8 protein-coding genes are annotated in these 16,019 nt (G+C 37.4%); 7 read left to right on the top strand and 1 reads right to left on the bottom strand.

The window, feature by feature from the left end:
• The first annotated feature begins 54 nt into the window (after positions 1-54).
• Together xerD and JGH11_RS02135 are read left to right on the top strand one after the other, a co-directional pair.
• Entirely contained in the window at positions 55-954 is a 900-nt protein-coding gene (gene xerD, locus JGH11_RS02140) for a site-specific tyrosine recombinase XerD (RefSeq protein WP_201109919.1), read from the top strand.
• 75 nt (positions 955-1,029) lie between these two features.
• Positions 1,030-1,575 carry a DUF3332 domain-containing protein gene (locus JGH11_RS02135; RefSeq protein ID WP_201109918.1) on the top strand — a complete coding sequence of 182 codons (546 nt, stop codon included), beginning with the start codon at positions 1,030-1,032 and terminating at the stop codon, positions 1,573-1,575.
• Between the two features lie 69 nt (positions 1,576-1,644).
• On the opposite strand, the gene JGH11_RS02130 is transcribed toward JGH11_RS02135, so the two are convergent.
• Positions 1,645-3,588 carry a sialate O-acetylesterase gene (locus JGH11_RS02130; protein ID WP_201109917.1) on the bottom strand — a complete coding sequence of 648 codons (1,944 nt, stop codon included), beginning with the start codon at positions 3,586-3,588 and terminating at the stop codon, positions 1,645-1,647.
• 454 nt (positions 3,589-4,042) lie between these two features.
• Here JGH11_RS02130 and JGH11_RS02125 point away from each other — a divergent pair, with 454 nt between their 5' ends.
• The 5 genes from JGH11_RS02125 to JGH11_RS02105 all read left to right on the top strand — a co-directional run bounded on the left by JGH11_RS02125 (position 4,043) and on the right by JGH11_RS02105 (position 15,987).
• On the top strand, positions 4,043-5,890 hold the full coding sequence (locus tag JGH11_RS02125) for a 4-hydroxy-3-methylbut-2-en-1-yl diphosphate synthase (RefSeq protein ID WP_201109916.1): 1,848 nt from the start codon (positions 4,043-4,045) through the stop codon (positions 5,888-5,890).
• Between the two features lie 200 nt (positions 5,891-6,090).
• The gene (locus tag JGH11_RS02120; protein ID WP_201109915.1) at positions 6,091-9,009 is read left to right on the top strand and encodes a calcium-translocating P-type ATPase, PMCA-type; all 2,919 of its coding nucleotides are present in this window, start codon (positions 6,091-6,093) and stop codon (positions 9,007-9,009) included.
• A gap of 241 nt (positions 9,010-9,250) precedes the next feature.
• A complete protein-coding gene (locus JGH11_RS02115) occupies positions 9,251-11,617 on the top strand; it encodes a TonB-dependent receptor (protein ID WP_236263828.1) in 2,367 nt (788 codons plus the stop codon).
• A gap of 229 nt (positions 11,618-11,846) precedes the next feature.
• Positions 11,847-12,962, top strand: coding sequence for a PepSY domain-containing protein (locus tag JGH11_RS02110; RefSeq protein ID WP_201109913.1), 1,116 nt, complete (start codon positions 11,847-11,849; stop codon positions 12,960-12,962).
• Positions 12,963-13,131: 169 nt separating this feature from the next.
• On the top strand, positions 13,132-15,987 hold the full coding sequence (locus tag JGH11_RS02105; protein WP_201109912.1) for a sugar-binding domain-containing protein: 2,856 nt from the start codon (positions 13,132-13,134) through the stop codon (positions 15,985-15,987).
• Positions 15,988-16,019: the final 32 nt, after the last annotated feature.

The following is a 16,019-nucleotide window of genomic DNA, read 5'->3' as shown; positions in this document are numbered from 1 at the left end:
ACTGATTAAACTCATCATACAAAGATATATATTTGTACTCATATTCAAATACCGATGGCAACAAAAGATAATATAATAAAGAAATATAGGAATTACCTTCTACTGGAAAAGTCATTGTCACCTAATTCGATAGATGCATATATGACCGATGTGGATAAGCTGGCCGGATTTTTAGATAATGAAGGATTGAAAGCTGAGGATGTAAAATTAGACAATTTGCAGCAGTTCATCGCTCAGCTTTACGATTTGGGAATAAACGCACGTTCAGTAGCTCGTATTATATCGGGAATAAAGTCATTCTATAATTTTCTTGTGCTCGACGGTTATATACATACAGATCCGACAGAACTGCTGGATACACCTAAGATAGGGCTAAAGCTCCCCACAGTTCTCTCTTTAGAAGAGATAGAACAATTGATGTCGGTTATTGATCTCTCAACAAAAGAAGGGCAACGCAATCGTGCTATCCTTGAGGTTTTGTATAGTTGTGGACTTCGAATATCAGAGCTTATCAAATTAAAATTCTCCAATCTGTTTTTTGACGAGGGCTTTATCAAGGTTGATGGTAAAGGGAGTAAACAGAGGTTGGTCCCTATCTCTCATACTGCTATTAATGAAATAGAGAAATATTTGTTTTATAGGAAAGAGATGGATATAAAGAAAGGGCATGAAGATGTATTGTTTCTAAGTAATAGGGGTACAGCCATATCCCGTATTATGGTCTTCCATTTTATAAAGCAATATGTAGAACAGGCCGGTATAAAAAAGACGGTTAGCCCTCATACTTTTCGTCACTCATTTGCTACTCATCTGCTTGAGGGCGGTGCTAATATACGTGCGATACAATTGATGTTGGGGCATGAAAAAATAACAACAACCGAAATATATACTCATATGGATAGAGAGTATTTGCGTCAGGAGATAATAGAACATCATCCTCGCAATAAAAGATAAGGTTTCGTGATTATTATATTATATATTTTATTTTATCTTTGCTAAGATGTTTAATGTAATCGTAATCGTAAATTTATGAAGAAAAGAATTTTTTCAGTGGCTGCAGTTGCCCTGGCAGGCGCATTTATGTTTAGTTCATGTATCGGTTCTTTCAATCTATCTAAGAAAGTTTTGGCTTGGAATCAGACTATCGACAACAAGTTCGTTAATGAAGTTGTATTTGTCGCTCTATGGATTGTTCCTGTATACGAAGTCTGTATGGCTGCGGATATATTGGTGCTCAACTCTATCGAGTTTTGGTCTGGAGAGAACCCTGTAGAAGCAGGTATCGTAAAAAAAGTTCAGGGTGAAAATGGTATCTATACTGTTGAAACTTTGGAAAACGGGTATCAAATCGAGAACGAGACCGGCCAACAAGTTGATCTTGTTTACGATAAGGATTCTAACACATGGAGTGCTGTAGCAAACGGAGATTCTACGAAAATTATCAAAATGGAAGAGGACGGCAAAGCGATCGTTTATCTACCTAACGGCGAGGAAAGAGTTGTAGAGCTATCTAATAATGGAGTTCTGGCTTTCCGTCAATCGGTTGAGAATTCAGTGTTTTTTGCTGCTAAATAATCAACCTATAAGTTATATCAATCGCCCTGCTATCCATCAGATAGCAGGGCGATTCTTTTTATTATTTACTTATTTCTTTTGTGTAATTCCTTTTAGTGTATCAGTTCTAAAAGGAGCCGCTGGTAAGCCGTTCATATTAAATAAGTTTACATCCGGATTGTTAGACCAACTGTAACGTACCGATACAGGAGTTAATATGTTGTTTGAATAAACAATCACCTTATCACCTTCGATATATGCTTTAGCCCATTCAAACTTATCATCTGCTCCGGCAATGGCAAACCCTTCTACATATCCATATTTATTAGTTGTATATAGTCCTTTCCCTATATTATCGAAATGGATAATAGCCTTGTTCCCATCTATATCCATCGATTTGAAAGTAGGTCCTGAATATATAATATCTGTTCTTCCATAATCTTTATTTAGCGCATTCAGAGCCAAACGAAGACCTACATCTTGCTTATTGCGAGGATGTATATCGTTTGCTTCACCTATGTCTGTAATCACTGCTTCACCTGTTTTAGGAAGAGACAAAGTCATAGTTTGTGCTTCTCTTAGCTCGGCCCATTCGCTTTCTACAGGGGTTATATCTTTGGCCATAAAATTGGCTAATTGTACCCAATAAAAAGGGAATTCATAGCCCCACTTCGTTCTCCAGTTATTTATCATGTTAGGGAATAACGTACGGTAGTTATATGCCTGAGAAGCATTATTCTCACCCTGATACCAAATAGTCCCCTTAATCTCGAAATTGACAATGGGATTTATCATCGCATTGTATAACAGAGAGGGATACATATTGGGAGACAAGTCGATATAATTAAAATCTTTGTTTATAACCGCTGTTTGATACGACCACTCTCCTGCTAGAGAATATTTTTTACCGTCAACTTCCATCCATAAATCTTCTTGTTCTCCATAAAGGCCTCCGCCACCGGTATTATCCGTAACTTTAACTGTAATGACATTTGAGCCTGCTTTGAGAATGTTTGCCGGAAGTTTATAGATTCTGTTCACAGAGTAGCCTTCCGTTTCACCTACCTTGACCCCATTTATCCATGTTATATCATTGTCGTCTATTGCCCCAAGTTGTAATGTAGCAGCTTTACCTTCTACATTAGACGGTAGATTTAGCGTATATTTGAACCAAATAATACCATCAGCCTCTGGTAATATATTTTCCCACAATTGAGGGATTTGCATTTTCTTCCATGAGTCTGAATTATAAGACGGAGCAAACCATTCTTCGGTTATTCCCGGATCGTTCTGAAGGGCTTTAAGATATGCCTCTTTGTTTTCTCCGTTTTCTTTTACGAACTTATCGAAATCGGTAATTTGAATATTTTTATACCTTTCACTAAAGGCTTCGGGTAATTTGTTGAAAGAATCAGGACTTGTCCATGTTTCTATATCCGTACCTCCCCATGAAGAATTGATGATACCAATAGGAATATTTAGTTCCTTATTCAATTTACGGGCAAAAAAGTAAGCTACAGCCGAGAAATTGGCTACAGTTTCGGGCGAACACAATTGCCATGTTCCCTCTAAATCCGTTTTAGGTTTTATACTCAGATCTTTTATAACATTAAACGATCTTATTTCCGGATAGTTGGCGTTTGCTATTTCGGTAGTGGCATTGTTTACATTACTTACTGTCCATTCCATATTCGACTGTCCCGAACAAAGCCATACTTCACCCACGAGGATGTTTTTGAAAGTAATGCTGTTGAGCTTACCTTTTATTTCCATAGAGTAAGGGCCGCCGTATGCTACTGGGGCCAATTGCAATTGCCAATTTCCATTCTTGTCGGCTTTTACTTTTTTTACCTGATCGATAAAACGGACTTCTACGGTTTCATTCTTGTCTGCCCAACCCCATACTTTTATAGGCTTGTCCCGTTGCAGTACCATATTGTCTGAAAAAATCCGAGGTAATTGTACTTCTGCATAAAGAGCAGAAATGGCAAGGCTAAAACAACAAATTAACAGAGTGCTTAATTTCCTTTTCATGATGTGATTTTTGATATTAGATTATGTAAAATAAACATTAAAAGTTCGATTTGCCAAATATTATATTTTAACTAAAAAGTGACAAAGTTGTACTCTTTTTGAGGTTTTCGATGTTATTCTTTAATTATTATCAGATGTTTAAACAAAAAGAGCGACTGTCGGGTCTAATATTTTATTTTTTTAACTCTATTTTTAACTAAAAAGTGACAAAAGTGTACAGATTTAATGCTTTTTCTCAACATTGCAATATCCCCTTTTTTTAATATTTTTCCATATAGATAAAGTAATTGACAGGAAATATCTATATGTATTTAAGATGTTTTTAGATCAATGAAATCCAGTTTTCACAACACTGTTACTTGCCAAAACAAAAAAACTCTATCTTTGTTATAACTAACAGAAGATTAAATAGGGCTATCACCTTATTTTCTGGATACAACTAAAAAATTCATATATGAATTACTTTAATTATAAGAGACGGCTATCCTCCGAAACAAGGATTGGCGATACTCCCATGGGAGGCTCGAACCCTATACGTATTCAGTCGATGACGAATACAAACACAAACGATACGGAAGCCAGTGGCGAACAAGTAATAAGAATTGTAAAAGCCGGAGCTGACTATGTCAGACTTACAGCACAAGGTGTACGCGAAGCAGAGAACCTGCGAAACATAAAAGATGTGGTCAGGGGACAGGGATATAAGACACCTTTGATTGCCGATATACACTTCAACCCACGTGCGGCAGAAGCGGCCGCCAAAGTTGTCGAAAAAGTGCGTATCAATCCCGGAAACTTTGTAGATCGTGTAAAAACATTTGAAACATTTGAATATACAGATGAGGAGTATGCCCAGGAGATAGAAAAAATAAAGGCAAAATTTATACCTCTATTAAATATATGTAAAGAGCATAAGACGGCTATTCGTATAGGAGTCAATCATGGCTCTTTGTCAGATCGTATTATGAGCCGCTATGGAGATACCCCTGAGGGGATGGTCGAATCTTGCATGGAATTTCTACACATTTGCATCGATGAAGGATTTCATGATATTGTTATATCGATGAAGACTTCCAATACCGTTGTCATGTCGAAAGCTGTACGACTCCTTATTGCCCGTATGGAGAAAGAGGGGCTGAACTTTCCTCTTCATTTGGGTGTAACCGAAGCGGGAGACGGGGAAGACGGACGTATAAAATCGGCTGTAGGGATTGGCTCGCTTCTATCTGATGGAATAGGGGATACTATTCGTGTATCGCTAAGCGAAGATCCTGAATTTGAAGTGCCTGTTGCTCGCAAACTAGTAGCTTATATCGGAGAAAAGGAAAATCATCCCGAAATAATTGCTAAGGTAAGTGATAAATTTTCGCCATTTTCTACAGATAGAAGAGAAACCTATGCTGTAGGAAATATAGGAGGAGATAATTTACCAGTAGTTATTTCAGATCGCTCGCAAGGGAATTTTGAATTTAATAGTCATTTCTTGCCCGATTACATATATGTGGGAAAAGAACTGCCTGTTGCTGCTCCGCGTGCAATTCCGTCTATTATAGATGTTACAGGATGGAAAGGTGATAAAAATACATATCCATTGTTCGATAAATCTAATTGGGAAAAAATAGAAGAGAATGACGCAGCTATCAAATTCCTGCGATTATCATATCCGGAACTTAATGATGATATAATTACTTTATTAAAAGGGAGTAAATCTATAGTCGTTATTCTTACTACAAACCATATCAATGGTATAGGAGAACAACGTGCATTTATACATACATTGATGAATAATGATTGCGATACTCCGATCATTCCCAATCGTCAGTATAATGAAAATGAATCTGAAGATCTGCAAATAAAAGCTGCGACTGATTTCGGTACACTTTATCTCGATGGTTTTGGAAATGGGATTATGCTTCAAAATGAAGGAGATATTTCAAAGAAAAATATAGATGCCTATATGTTCGGTATTTTGCAGGCATCCCGTATACGTACTAGTAAGACAGAGTATATATCATGTCCTAGCTGTGGTCGTACACTCTTCGACTTGCAAACAACGGTAGCTCTGGTAAAAGGAGCGACTTCACATCTGACGCATCTCAAAATTGGGGTCATGGGTTGTATTGTGAATGGGCCCGGAGAAATGGCAGACGCCGACTATGGTTATGTAGGGGCTGAGAAGGGTAAAATATCTTTATATAAAAAGAAGAATCTGATAGAGAAGAATATATCATCGGAAGAAGCTGTAGAACGTTTAGTCCAATTAATAAAAGATAACGGCGATTGGGTTGAACCCGAAAATTGAAATAATTAATAATTTATAAGTATAAGGAGTAGAATTTGTAATGATCTACTCCTTTATTGTTTGGTAGAGTATTCTCATATAATGTAACAATAAATTAACTTGAGGCTATTATATTTTTATTTCAATAAGGATAACTTTGTCTCTTTTTTAAACAAGGATTAACTCGTTATTGTTAAAGGAATATACTTATTAATAAAATAATGGAAGGAAAGAAAAATTATTCGGGACTTACCGACAGTCAGGTAAAAGAAAGTAGGAAGAAGTATGGACAGAATGTCCTTACTCCACCAAAAAAGGAACCTCTATGGAAGCTATTTCTAAAAAAGTTTGATGATCCTATTATTCGTATATTGCTTATCGCAGCATTTCTGTCTCTCGGTATATCGATTATACACAACGAATATATAGAAACCATCGGTATATTTTGTGCAATTTTACTTGCAACCGGAGTTTCTTTCTGGTTTGAGATGGACGCCAATAAGAAATTTGATATACTGAATCAAGTTAACGATGAAGACATGGTTACCGTGATGCGTAACGGTAATATCAAGCAAGTACCGAAAAAAGATATTGTAGTTGGCGATGTCGTTTTTCTCGAAATGGGGAATGAGGTTCCGGCCGATGGAGAGCTTCTCGATGCAGTTTCTATGCAAATAGATGAGTCATGCCTTACCGGAGAGCTTAGCATTGACAAGACAATAGACCCCGATCATTTTGAAGAAGGAGTGACTTATCCTTCAAACTGGGTTCTGCGTGGAACTAAAGTGATAAATGGACATGGTGTTTTTGAAGTTGCCCGTGTAGGCGATGCCTCCGAGTTTGGTAAAGTAGCAGAAAAGGCCACAGAAAAAGTAGAAGGTGAAACACCCTTAAACCGTCAGCTAGATTCTCTTGCGAAATTTATCGGAGTTATCGGTCTGATTTTGGCTATACTTACATTTTCTGTTCTATTTGTAAAAGATACATTTTTAAATCCGGATGTTTCTGTTACATTGGGTCAGTTAGGACTGTTGGGTGCGGTGATGATAGGCTTGGCAATAGCAATGGTAAAAGTATGGTTGCCAATAATCTATGATGGTATCGAGCTCACCGGAAAAGACATCAAGCTCCCTAAGTCTGTAAAAAATGGAAGCTGGTTGAAATGGTTTCTTATAGGTTCTTTGGTAGCAGTAGTTTTGGCCTCTTCTGGATTTATTTTTGGAGTCAATCCTTTCGATGTAAATTCGTGGATAAGCATAGATATTGCAGCAAGTATACTGCAGGCCTTTATGGTGGCTGTGACATTGGTTGTAGTTGCAGTTCCCGAAGGTTTGCCGATGAGTGTGACATTGAGTTTAGCTTTGAGTATGCGTCGCATGCTGAAAATGAATAATCTGGTGCGGAAAATGCACGCTGTGGAAACAATGGGTGCCACTACAGTTATTTGTACCGATAAGACTGGTACATTGACCCAGAACCAAATGCAGGTGGCTAGTACTAATTTTTACGGGATTGAAGATCAAATCCTGACAGATAGCGAAATTAGTCGCTTGGTAATAGGTAATATTTCAGTAAATTCAACGGCTTTTCTTGATTTATCGCATCCTGAGAAAGTAGAGTCTTTAGGTAATCCGACTGAAGGAGCACTATTGCTTTGGCTAAATAAAAATAAAATTCTTTATAGTAATATTCGTGGTAAAGAAGAATTACTAGATCAACTACCATTCTCTACGGAACGGAAATTTATGGCTACGCTAGTCGATTCGCCGAAGCTTAAGAGAAAAGTATTATATGTAAAGGGTGCGCCTGAAGTTGTTTTCAGTAAATGCAAGGTTGTTGCTACAGAGGAAGGAAACATCTCTGCTGATCAATTTAAGGAAAGAGTGAACGATCAGCTGCTGCAATATCAAAACCAGGCTATGCGTACACTTGGCTTTGCATACAAATATATCGACGATGAAGGAGACTCTTCAGTAGAAGAATTAGTCTCTGATGATTTGATATTTTTGGGTATCGCAGGTATATCCGATCCTGTGCGTCCTGATGTTCCCGATGCTGTGAAACGCTGCTTGAATGCAGGAGTAGGTGTCAAAATTGTAACAGGAGATACGTTTGGAACGGCTAAAGAAATCGGTCGTCAAATAGGGATATGGAGTGATGATGAAGATACCGATTTAAATATTATAGGAGGAGTTGATTTCGAAGCTCTTTCCGACGAAGAGGCATTGAGCAGAGTAAAAGATCTTAAGATAATGTGTCGAGCTCGTCCGACCGATAAACAGCGCCTTGTTCATTTGTTAAAACAACGAGGCGAAATTGTGGCAGTTACAGGAGATGGAACGAATGATGCTCCGGCTCTTAACTATGCCGATGTTGGTTTGTCAATGGGTTCAGGGACATCAGTTGCTAAAGAAGCGAGTGACATTACACTTCTCGATGACTCATTCAGCAGCATAGCTACAGCCGTAATGTGGGGACGGTCACTATACAAGAATATTCAACGGTTTATACTATTTCAGTTGACGATAAATGTAGCAGCCTTGTTAATCGTGTTTTTAGGGTCTATATTCGGTCATGAGTTGCCCCTTACAGTGACACAGATGCTTTGGGTAAACCTAATAATGGATACATTCGCTGCTGGTGCGCTGGCCTCTCTGCCGCCTGATCCGAATGTGATGAATAGTAAGCCAAGAAAGAATACTGACTTTATTATTACAAAGTCTATCGCAAAACATATTCTTATTACAGGAATCCTTTTTGTTATCCTGCTTTTGAGCATGATGTATTATTTTTCAGCTCCAGAACATTTGAATTCATTCTTTAGCTATATAGATGAGGCAGATCGTGAAGGATACTTCCTGTCGTATTTCTTTACTGTCTTTGTTTTGCTTCAGTTCTGGAATATGTTTAATGCAAAAGCGTATGCTACTGGAAAATCAGCGTTTTCGGGGTTAAAAGAAAGTGCAGGCTTTGAACTTGTAGCATTAATAATCTTAGCCGGACAAATAATTATTGTTACTTTCGGAGGTGAGGTTTTCCGCACAATGCCTTTGACTATACAAGACTGGGGTATTATTATAGGAGGAACTTCTGTCGTACTTTGGATAGGCGAAATTATAAGATTAGTGAAAAGGAGATAACGATCTTAGTAAAGAATAGATATATGAAGGACAGCAAGTGTTAAAACTTGCTGTCTTTTTTTGTATCTCTTTGCATCGGATACCAATTTATAGTGATAAGTAGACATAAATTTCATTATTTGTTGTGATTGTGAAAAAAACTGAATATAGAGATCTTTGCGCTCGATTATTTTAATCTATTCTAAATAAATAAAGATAAATGAGACGATTTGGTTTTCTATTCTTAGCTCTTATTCTTAATATGTCTTTTATTGCTGCCCAAACAATAAAAGGTAGAGTCTATGATGATAAAGGTCAGCCTTTAGCTTCGGCGACTGTTGTTGTTCAAGAGTTACAAAAAGGAGTATCTACAGATGAAGATGGTAAGTTCAGATTCATAAGACTGCCTCAGGCGGAAATGACGGTAGAGGTTAGTTTTGTCGGTTATAAAAACTGTGTAAAGAAGGTGAACTTATCAAATGATAATGAAGCTTATTTACAATTTGATTTGGAGCCTAATACTAATCTGAGTGAAGTTGAAGTGTTCGGCGAACGCTACAAACAACCGGAAAAACTTGATGCGATTACACGTATGCCATTACGACCTAGTGAGCAGATACAAAGTATATCAGTAATTTCCGATAAGGTAATTTCCGAACAAGGTGCATTAACCGTGACAGATGCTGTACGCAATGTACCCGGAGTTATTCTTTTCGGGTCTTACGGAGGCGTTAAAGAAAGCTTCTCTAGTCGTGGTTTTCGCGGGATTCCTGTTTTGAAGAATGGAGTAAGAACAGACTCTCAACTTCAAACGGCGTCTATTCTTACCGATATGCAGGGTGTGGAAAGTATACAGATGATCAAAGGATCTGCCGCTATTACTCAAGGTGTCATAACAGATATAGGTAATGCCGGGGGAATTATTAATGTTGTGACTAAAACTCCTAAGTTTGTAAATGGGGGAGAGGTTGGTATTCGTACTGGTAGTTGGGGCCAATTCCGTCCTACATTCGATGTTCAGTCTGTGTTGGATAAGGAAAAAACCATTGCATTCAGATTAAATGGGGCATATGAGCGTTCAGACAATTATCGTCCGATTGTTTCATTAGATAAAGTATATATTAATCCTTCATTAGAATGGCGTCCTGACGAGAAGACAACCATCACTCTCGAAATGGACTATATGAATGATAACAGAACACCTGTTTCGAGTGCAATAAACCTTGCTGATATGTCTACTGAGGCAATGTATGAAATACCTCATGATAAATTCTTAGGGACTACTGCCGATAACATCAATACCAAGATGACTACATATGCTGCCCGTATCACAAGGCAGATAGCAGATAAAATCAGTGTAAGAGCTGCTTATTTCGGCTCGTCTTACAAATTTGATAATCTCAGCACTTCTATTGGAACCAAAGCTATCAAAGATCAGTACAATGTTCGTGCGAGATCTTTATCCAGAAGTTTAAGAGATGATAAGAATTCTACTTTCCAATTAGACTTGGTTGGTAAAGATGTATATACAGGAAGTATCAAACATACATTTCAACTGGGATTTGACTATAGAACTGCTGATGTTTCTACCAGAAGCTCTTCTTCATATGCATTAGGAAATATAGATATTGTAAATTCATCAGTTATCCCTAATTGGGTAAGTCAGGATTCTATAAATAAATATGTAAAGCTTGCAGATCCGGTCAATACATATTACTCTACATATGGTATTATGGCTCAGGAAGTGATGACTATCAATGAATATGTAAAAGCTATTTTGGGATTACGCTATAGTTCTATTTCTACAAATAATGTTGGAGGGGGAGTCACTACCGAAGATGCTTGGAATCCTATGGCCGGAATTATGTTGACACCGCTTAAGAATGTGAATGTATTCGGCTCATATACGACAAGTACAAATCTTAGAAATGCAGCTAATATACTTACCGACAGAGTAACTCTCGCTGGGCCGGCTACAACTAAACAATGGGAATTCGGTATCAAGTCGGATTGGTTGAATGAAAGACTTCGTTTCAATTTTACATATTTTGATATACTTACAGATAATCTTACTAATTCAGAATATGAATATGATGAGAAGACCGGAACTCAGGTTACAACAGGTTATTATTATAAAGCCGGAGATTTGAAAAGAAATGGAGTGGAAGTAGAATTGAGCGGACGTATACTGACTAATCTTCAAGTAATGCTAGGTTATTCATATACTAATGCAAAATATAAAAACAGTCCTTCGTATCAAGAAGACTCTGCTCCGATAAATGCAGCTAAGCATACCGCAAATGGATGGGTTTATTATACTTTAGACAGAAGTCCTTTGAAAGGATTATCTGTAGGAGTTGGAGCTTATTATGTAGGAAAAAGACCTGTTGATGACTACAGCTTAAAACCGAATGGACATGAAGGTACTCTAGTAGGTACTAAGCCTTTCGATATGCCCGCATATACTACTGTTAATGTACAATTGGCATATGGTATAGGACGTGTTACTACCCGTGTGTTCTTCAATAACATCTTTGACGAATTGGGATATAACTCTTATTATCGTGGAGGCTACATCAATCAGATCGATCCTCGCAATTTTGCCGCCTCAGTTTCATATCGCTTCTAATCCAATCACTATTTATGGTGATTTAGGAGTATAAATATCACTATTAATTGCGATTGCGAGAGTCGGTAATAAATTTCAATTTTGCATTGATGATAGTTTTAGTTTAATCCGGTAGTCGATGCCTATTTAAATAGAAATTAACAAGATTACTTAACTTTGATGATAATTTGTTCCGATGTATTGTTTGTTACTCAATTCATCGGAACTTTTTTTAAGTTTTAACCCCTGCATGAGAAAGTTTTTAAAACAATTGCACAAATGGCTTTCGATTCCTGTTGGAATCATGATAACAATTATTTGTTTAACCGGTGCAATCCTTGTATTTCAAGATGAAATACTGGAATTATCTAATCCTTCCCATTACTTTGTAGATAATATAAAAGATGCGCCAATTCCTATGGATGAGTTGATTCCTATGGTCAATGCCCAGCTGGATAGTAATACTGTCGCTAATGTGCAGGTTTCACACGATCCGAAGCGTACCTATAGAATGACCCTGAGCGAAGGATTTCGTATTTCTGCATTTGTGGATCAGTATACAGGAAAAGTTACAGGAATATATGAATTTCGTGAAAGTCCTTTTTTTACTATCATGTCATTGCATCGCTGGTTAATGGATGGTAGTCGTACTTGGGGAAAATATACAGTAGGTATATCTACTTTGTTATTTGTGGTTATTCTTGTTAGTGGGTTTATAATCTGGATGCCACGCAGAATGAAAAGGAGCCGATTTAAGATTCAATTGCGTAAAGGAAAGAAACGCATGCTTTATGATCTGCATAATGTATTAGGGGCTTATGCTTGTCTGGTACTATTGATTTGTGCCCTTACAGGAATGGTTTGGTCTTTTGATTGGTATCGTAATACTGTTTTTAAAATATTCGGGGTAGAAACAAAACAAGAGCAAGGGCATGGAGGCGGACGTCAAGGAAAAGGGAAGCCTAAAAAAGAAGAACTTAATATCCTTGCTTGGCAGGGAGTACTGAATGCATTGAAATCATCTAATCCCGATTATGAATATATTCGTATCCAAGACGGTTCAGCAACTGTTCATCTTAAATCTTCTATTACATCGAGAGCCACTGATAAATATGATTTCGATAAAGTAAATGGAGAAATAACACGTACAACATTGTTCAAAGATCAGGAAGGAACTACCAGGGTATGGGCATGGGTATACTCATTGCATGTAGGAGACTATTGGGGTATCTGGTCAAAGATATTTACTTGTTTTTTCTCTTTGGTAGGTGCAAGCTTGCCTATAACAGGGTATTATATTTTCTTTAATAAAAGAGCTGAGAAAGCAAGGGTAAAAGCAAGGAAAGGCAATAGAATAGTTAATTAACATTTGCCTCGTGATAGATGTGTAAAAAGTATTATCTTTGTTTTAATTAATAAGTAGGAGTAAGTATCTTAAAGATTCATTTTTTTGAATCATAACATGCAATAGCAGTTATACTTACGAAAAATTAATAAATAGGTCTATGACCTTAAAACAAAGATAATATCTTACCATGATTAACAAAAGACAAAAAAGCTTGTATGTAAGAAGTTTGATGGTTTTGCTATTGGCTGTATCATCAATCGGGATTAATGCGCAGGATTTTATTCCGGGGCAGTTGTGGACAGGACTTAGACAACCTCAGCCTCAATCGGAACTACCTAAAGGAAACGCTCCTTTTCAAAAATCGCAAAGGGTTGAAAAACAAAATTTACCGACTAAATTAATTGCCACAGAGACAGGAGAATGGATTATCTCACAGGGATGGGAAATGACAGACGGGGCAACAGTAATTGAATCTGGGAAATCTATTTTTGATCCTCAATTAAATACCACAACATGGTATAATGCAACAGTACCGGGAACAGTGCTCACTACTCTTGTAGATCAAGGTGTATATGCCGATCCTTTCTTTGGATTGAATAATATGGATATCCCGGAGTCGTTGAGCCGTACCGACTGGTGGTACAGATGCAAATTTACTATCCCGCAAAATATTTCGGATAAGCAACTGCATCTCTTATTTAATGGGATTAACTATCAGGCAGAAATCTATCTTAATAGTAAAAGACTTGGTAATATTAAAGGTGCTTTTATACGAGGAGAATATAATATATCTGATTTAGTAAATAAAAACGGAGAAAATATTCTGGCAGTACATATCTTTCCTCCGAATAATCCGGGTATTCCTCACGAACAATCTATGATCGCCGGACAAGGATTGAACGGTGGAGTTTTGAGTACAGACGGGCCAACCTTCATATCCTCCATCGGCTGGGATTGGATTCCCGGCATTCGTGACCGTAATACTGGTATCTGGCAAGATGTAAGGCTAAGAGCAAGCGGGGATGTGCTTATTGGCGATCCGTTAGTAACTACAGATATATTACTTCCTGATACTACGCAGGCAAGAATAACAATTGAAACGCCCGTTAAGAATATAACATCTAAAACAATAAACGGAACATTATCTGCAAAAATTGAAAATATAAATATCTTTCAGTCTTATACCTTAGCGCCTAATGAGGAAAAAGTAATTTCTTTCGATCCCGATAAGTTCAAAGAACTGAATATGACCAATCCTCGTTTGTGGTGGCCCAATGGTTATGGTAATCCCGAACTGTATGATTTGCATTTGAGCGCACAAGTAAATAATAATGCTTCAGATACTAAGAAGGTGCGTTTTGGTATTCGTGAGATGTCTTACGAGTTGATGGTAAATGAAGGAGGCGACAACAATAACAGAATACTTTATACTCCAAATTCGACAGAGAAAAAGGGTAAGCCTGTATTTGATTATGAAAAACGTGTATTCTTTACAAAAGACAATCAACTTCCTACCATTGCTGAAGGTGCAGATGTATCAGGGCTGCAAAAACTATCGAATGACGATCCTGTAGGGTCTTTCTTTGCTATTAGGGTAAATGGCGTACGTATATTCTGCCGTGGTGGCAACTGGGGTATGGATGATGGGATGAAACGTGTGTCGAGAGAGCGTATTGAACCATATGTTAAATTACATAAAGAGGCTAATTTCAATATTATCCGTAACTGGACTGGTGAGTCTACAGAGGAAGTGTTTTATTCATTGTGTGATGAATATGGAATGCTTGTCTGGAACGATTTCTGGATTACGACAGACGATACGGTAGAGCCAAGTGATTTTGAACTGTTTGTGAAAAATGCAACAGATGTTGTGCGTCGTTATCGTAACCATCCTTCTATTGCTGTATGGTGTCCTCGTAATGAAGGATTTGCTCCTAAGGGGATGGGAATTAAGTTGTCTGAGATGGTAGCAAAAGAAGATCCTACTCGCCATTATCACGGGCAATCGCGTTTCCTTAATATGGGAACAAGCGGTCCTTGGGGTTATTTCAAAGATCCTTCATTATACTATACTCAAAATGCTAAAGGGTTTAACACTGAAATGGGTAGCTATGCCATACCTACTGCAAATACTATTCGTAAGTTTATCGCAAAAGAAGATCAATGGCCGATAAACGATGTATGGGCATACCATGACCTGCATCATACAACTCAAAATTTCGGCGATTTTATGAATGCTGTGGAACGTTATGGCAAACCTGATAGTATGGAGGATTTTGTACGTAAATCCCAATTCGTAACATACGACGCGTGGCGAAATATGCTTGAGGCATGGAATAGTAAGATGTGGAATAATACTACCGGCCTTGTGTTATGGATGAGCCATCCGGCATGGCCTAGTATGATTTGGCAAACATATACCTACGATTATGAAACTCCGGGTTCATATTTTGGAGCCAAAAAAGCTTGTGAACCTGTACATATACAAATGAATCTTCCCGGTAATGATATTACGATTATCAATACAACATTGAATGACTATAAATCGATGACGGCTGGTATTCGCTATATAAGTTTGCAAGGAAAAGAGCTTTATAAAAAGAATATAAAAATAGATGTGAAGGCAAATGTAGCTACTAATTGCTTTACACCTGATAAAATAGATGAAACTTTATATTTAGCACGGCTGGAGCTAAAAGATACTAAAGGCAGGGTTGTATCAACAAACGATTATTGGATGACTGACGGAAAGAATGAGTCATACATGGCGATGAATACTTTACCTGCTGTGAATATAAATATAAAGACAACACATGCCAAAGGTAAAGTGTTGGTTGAGGTATCTAATCCTTCCAAAAATCTTGTGGCGGCAGTGAAATTAAATGCAGTAGATAAAATAACAAAAGAAGTTCTATTGCCTGCTTATTTTTCTGATGGATATATTAATTTATTAGCCGGAGAAAAGAGAATTGTAGAATTGACTATGCCCGAAAATATCTCGAAAAATTATATTGTAATAGCAGAGGGCTATAATACAAAATAATATGTGTGAATAAGTGCATTTTGAAATAAAAA

Source organism: Dysgonomonas sp. Marseille-P4677 (assembly GCF_016652235.1).
Taxonomy (GTDB): Bacteria; Bacteroidota; Bacteroidia; order Bacteroidales; family Dysgonomonadaceae; genus Dysgonomonas.
Note: the sequence above shows the minus strand (reverse complement) of the source record. Positions and strands in the feature narration are given on the sequence as shown.

Bases quoted from the DNA above. Each gene is read 5' to 3' on its own strand.
- JGH11_RS02105 (WP_201109912.1), top strand. From the start codon at position 13,132: ATGATTAACAAAAGACAAAAAAGCTTGTATGTAAGAAGTTTGATGGTT.
- JGH11_RS02115 (WP_236263828.1), top strand. From the start codon at position 9,251: ATGTCTTTTATTGCTGCCCAAACAATAAAAGGTAGAGTCTATGATGAT.
- JGH11_RS02135 (WP_201109918.1), top strand. From the start codon at position 1,030: ATGAAGAAAAGAATTTTTTCAGTGGCTGCAGTTGCCCTGGCAGGCGCA.
- xerD (WP_201109919.1), top strand. From the start codon at position 55: ATGGCAACAAAAGATAATATAATAAAGAAATATAGGAATTACCTTCTA.
- JGH11_RS02120 (WP_201109915.1), top strand. From the start codon at position 6,091: ATGGAAGGAAAGAAAAATTATTCGGGACTTACCGACAGTCAGGTAAAA.
- JGH11_RS02110 (WP_201109913.1), top strand. From the start codon at position 11,847: ATGAGAAAGTTTTTAAAACAATTGCACAAATGGCTTTCGATTCCTGTT.
- JGH11_RS02125 (WP_201109916.1), top strand. From the start codon at position 4,043: ATGAATTACTTTAATTATAAGAGACGGCTATCCTCCGAAACAAGGATT.
- JGH11_RS02130 (WP_201109917.1), bottom strand. From the start codon at position 3,588: ATGAAAAGGAAATTAAGCACTCTGTTAATTTGTTGTTTTAGCCTTGCC.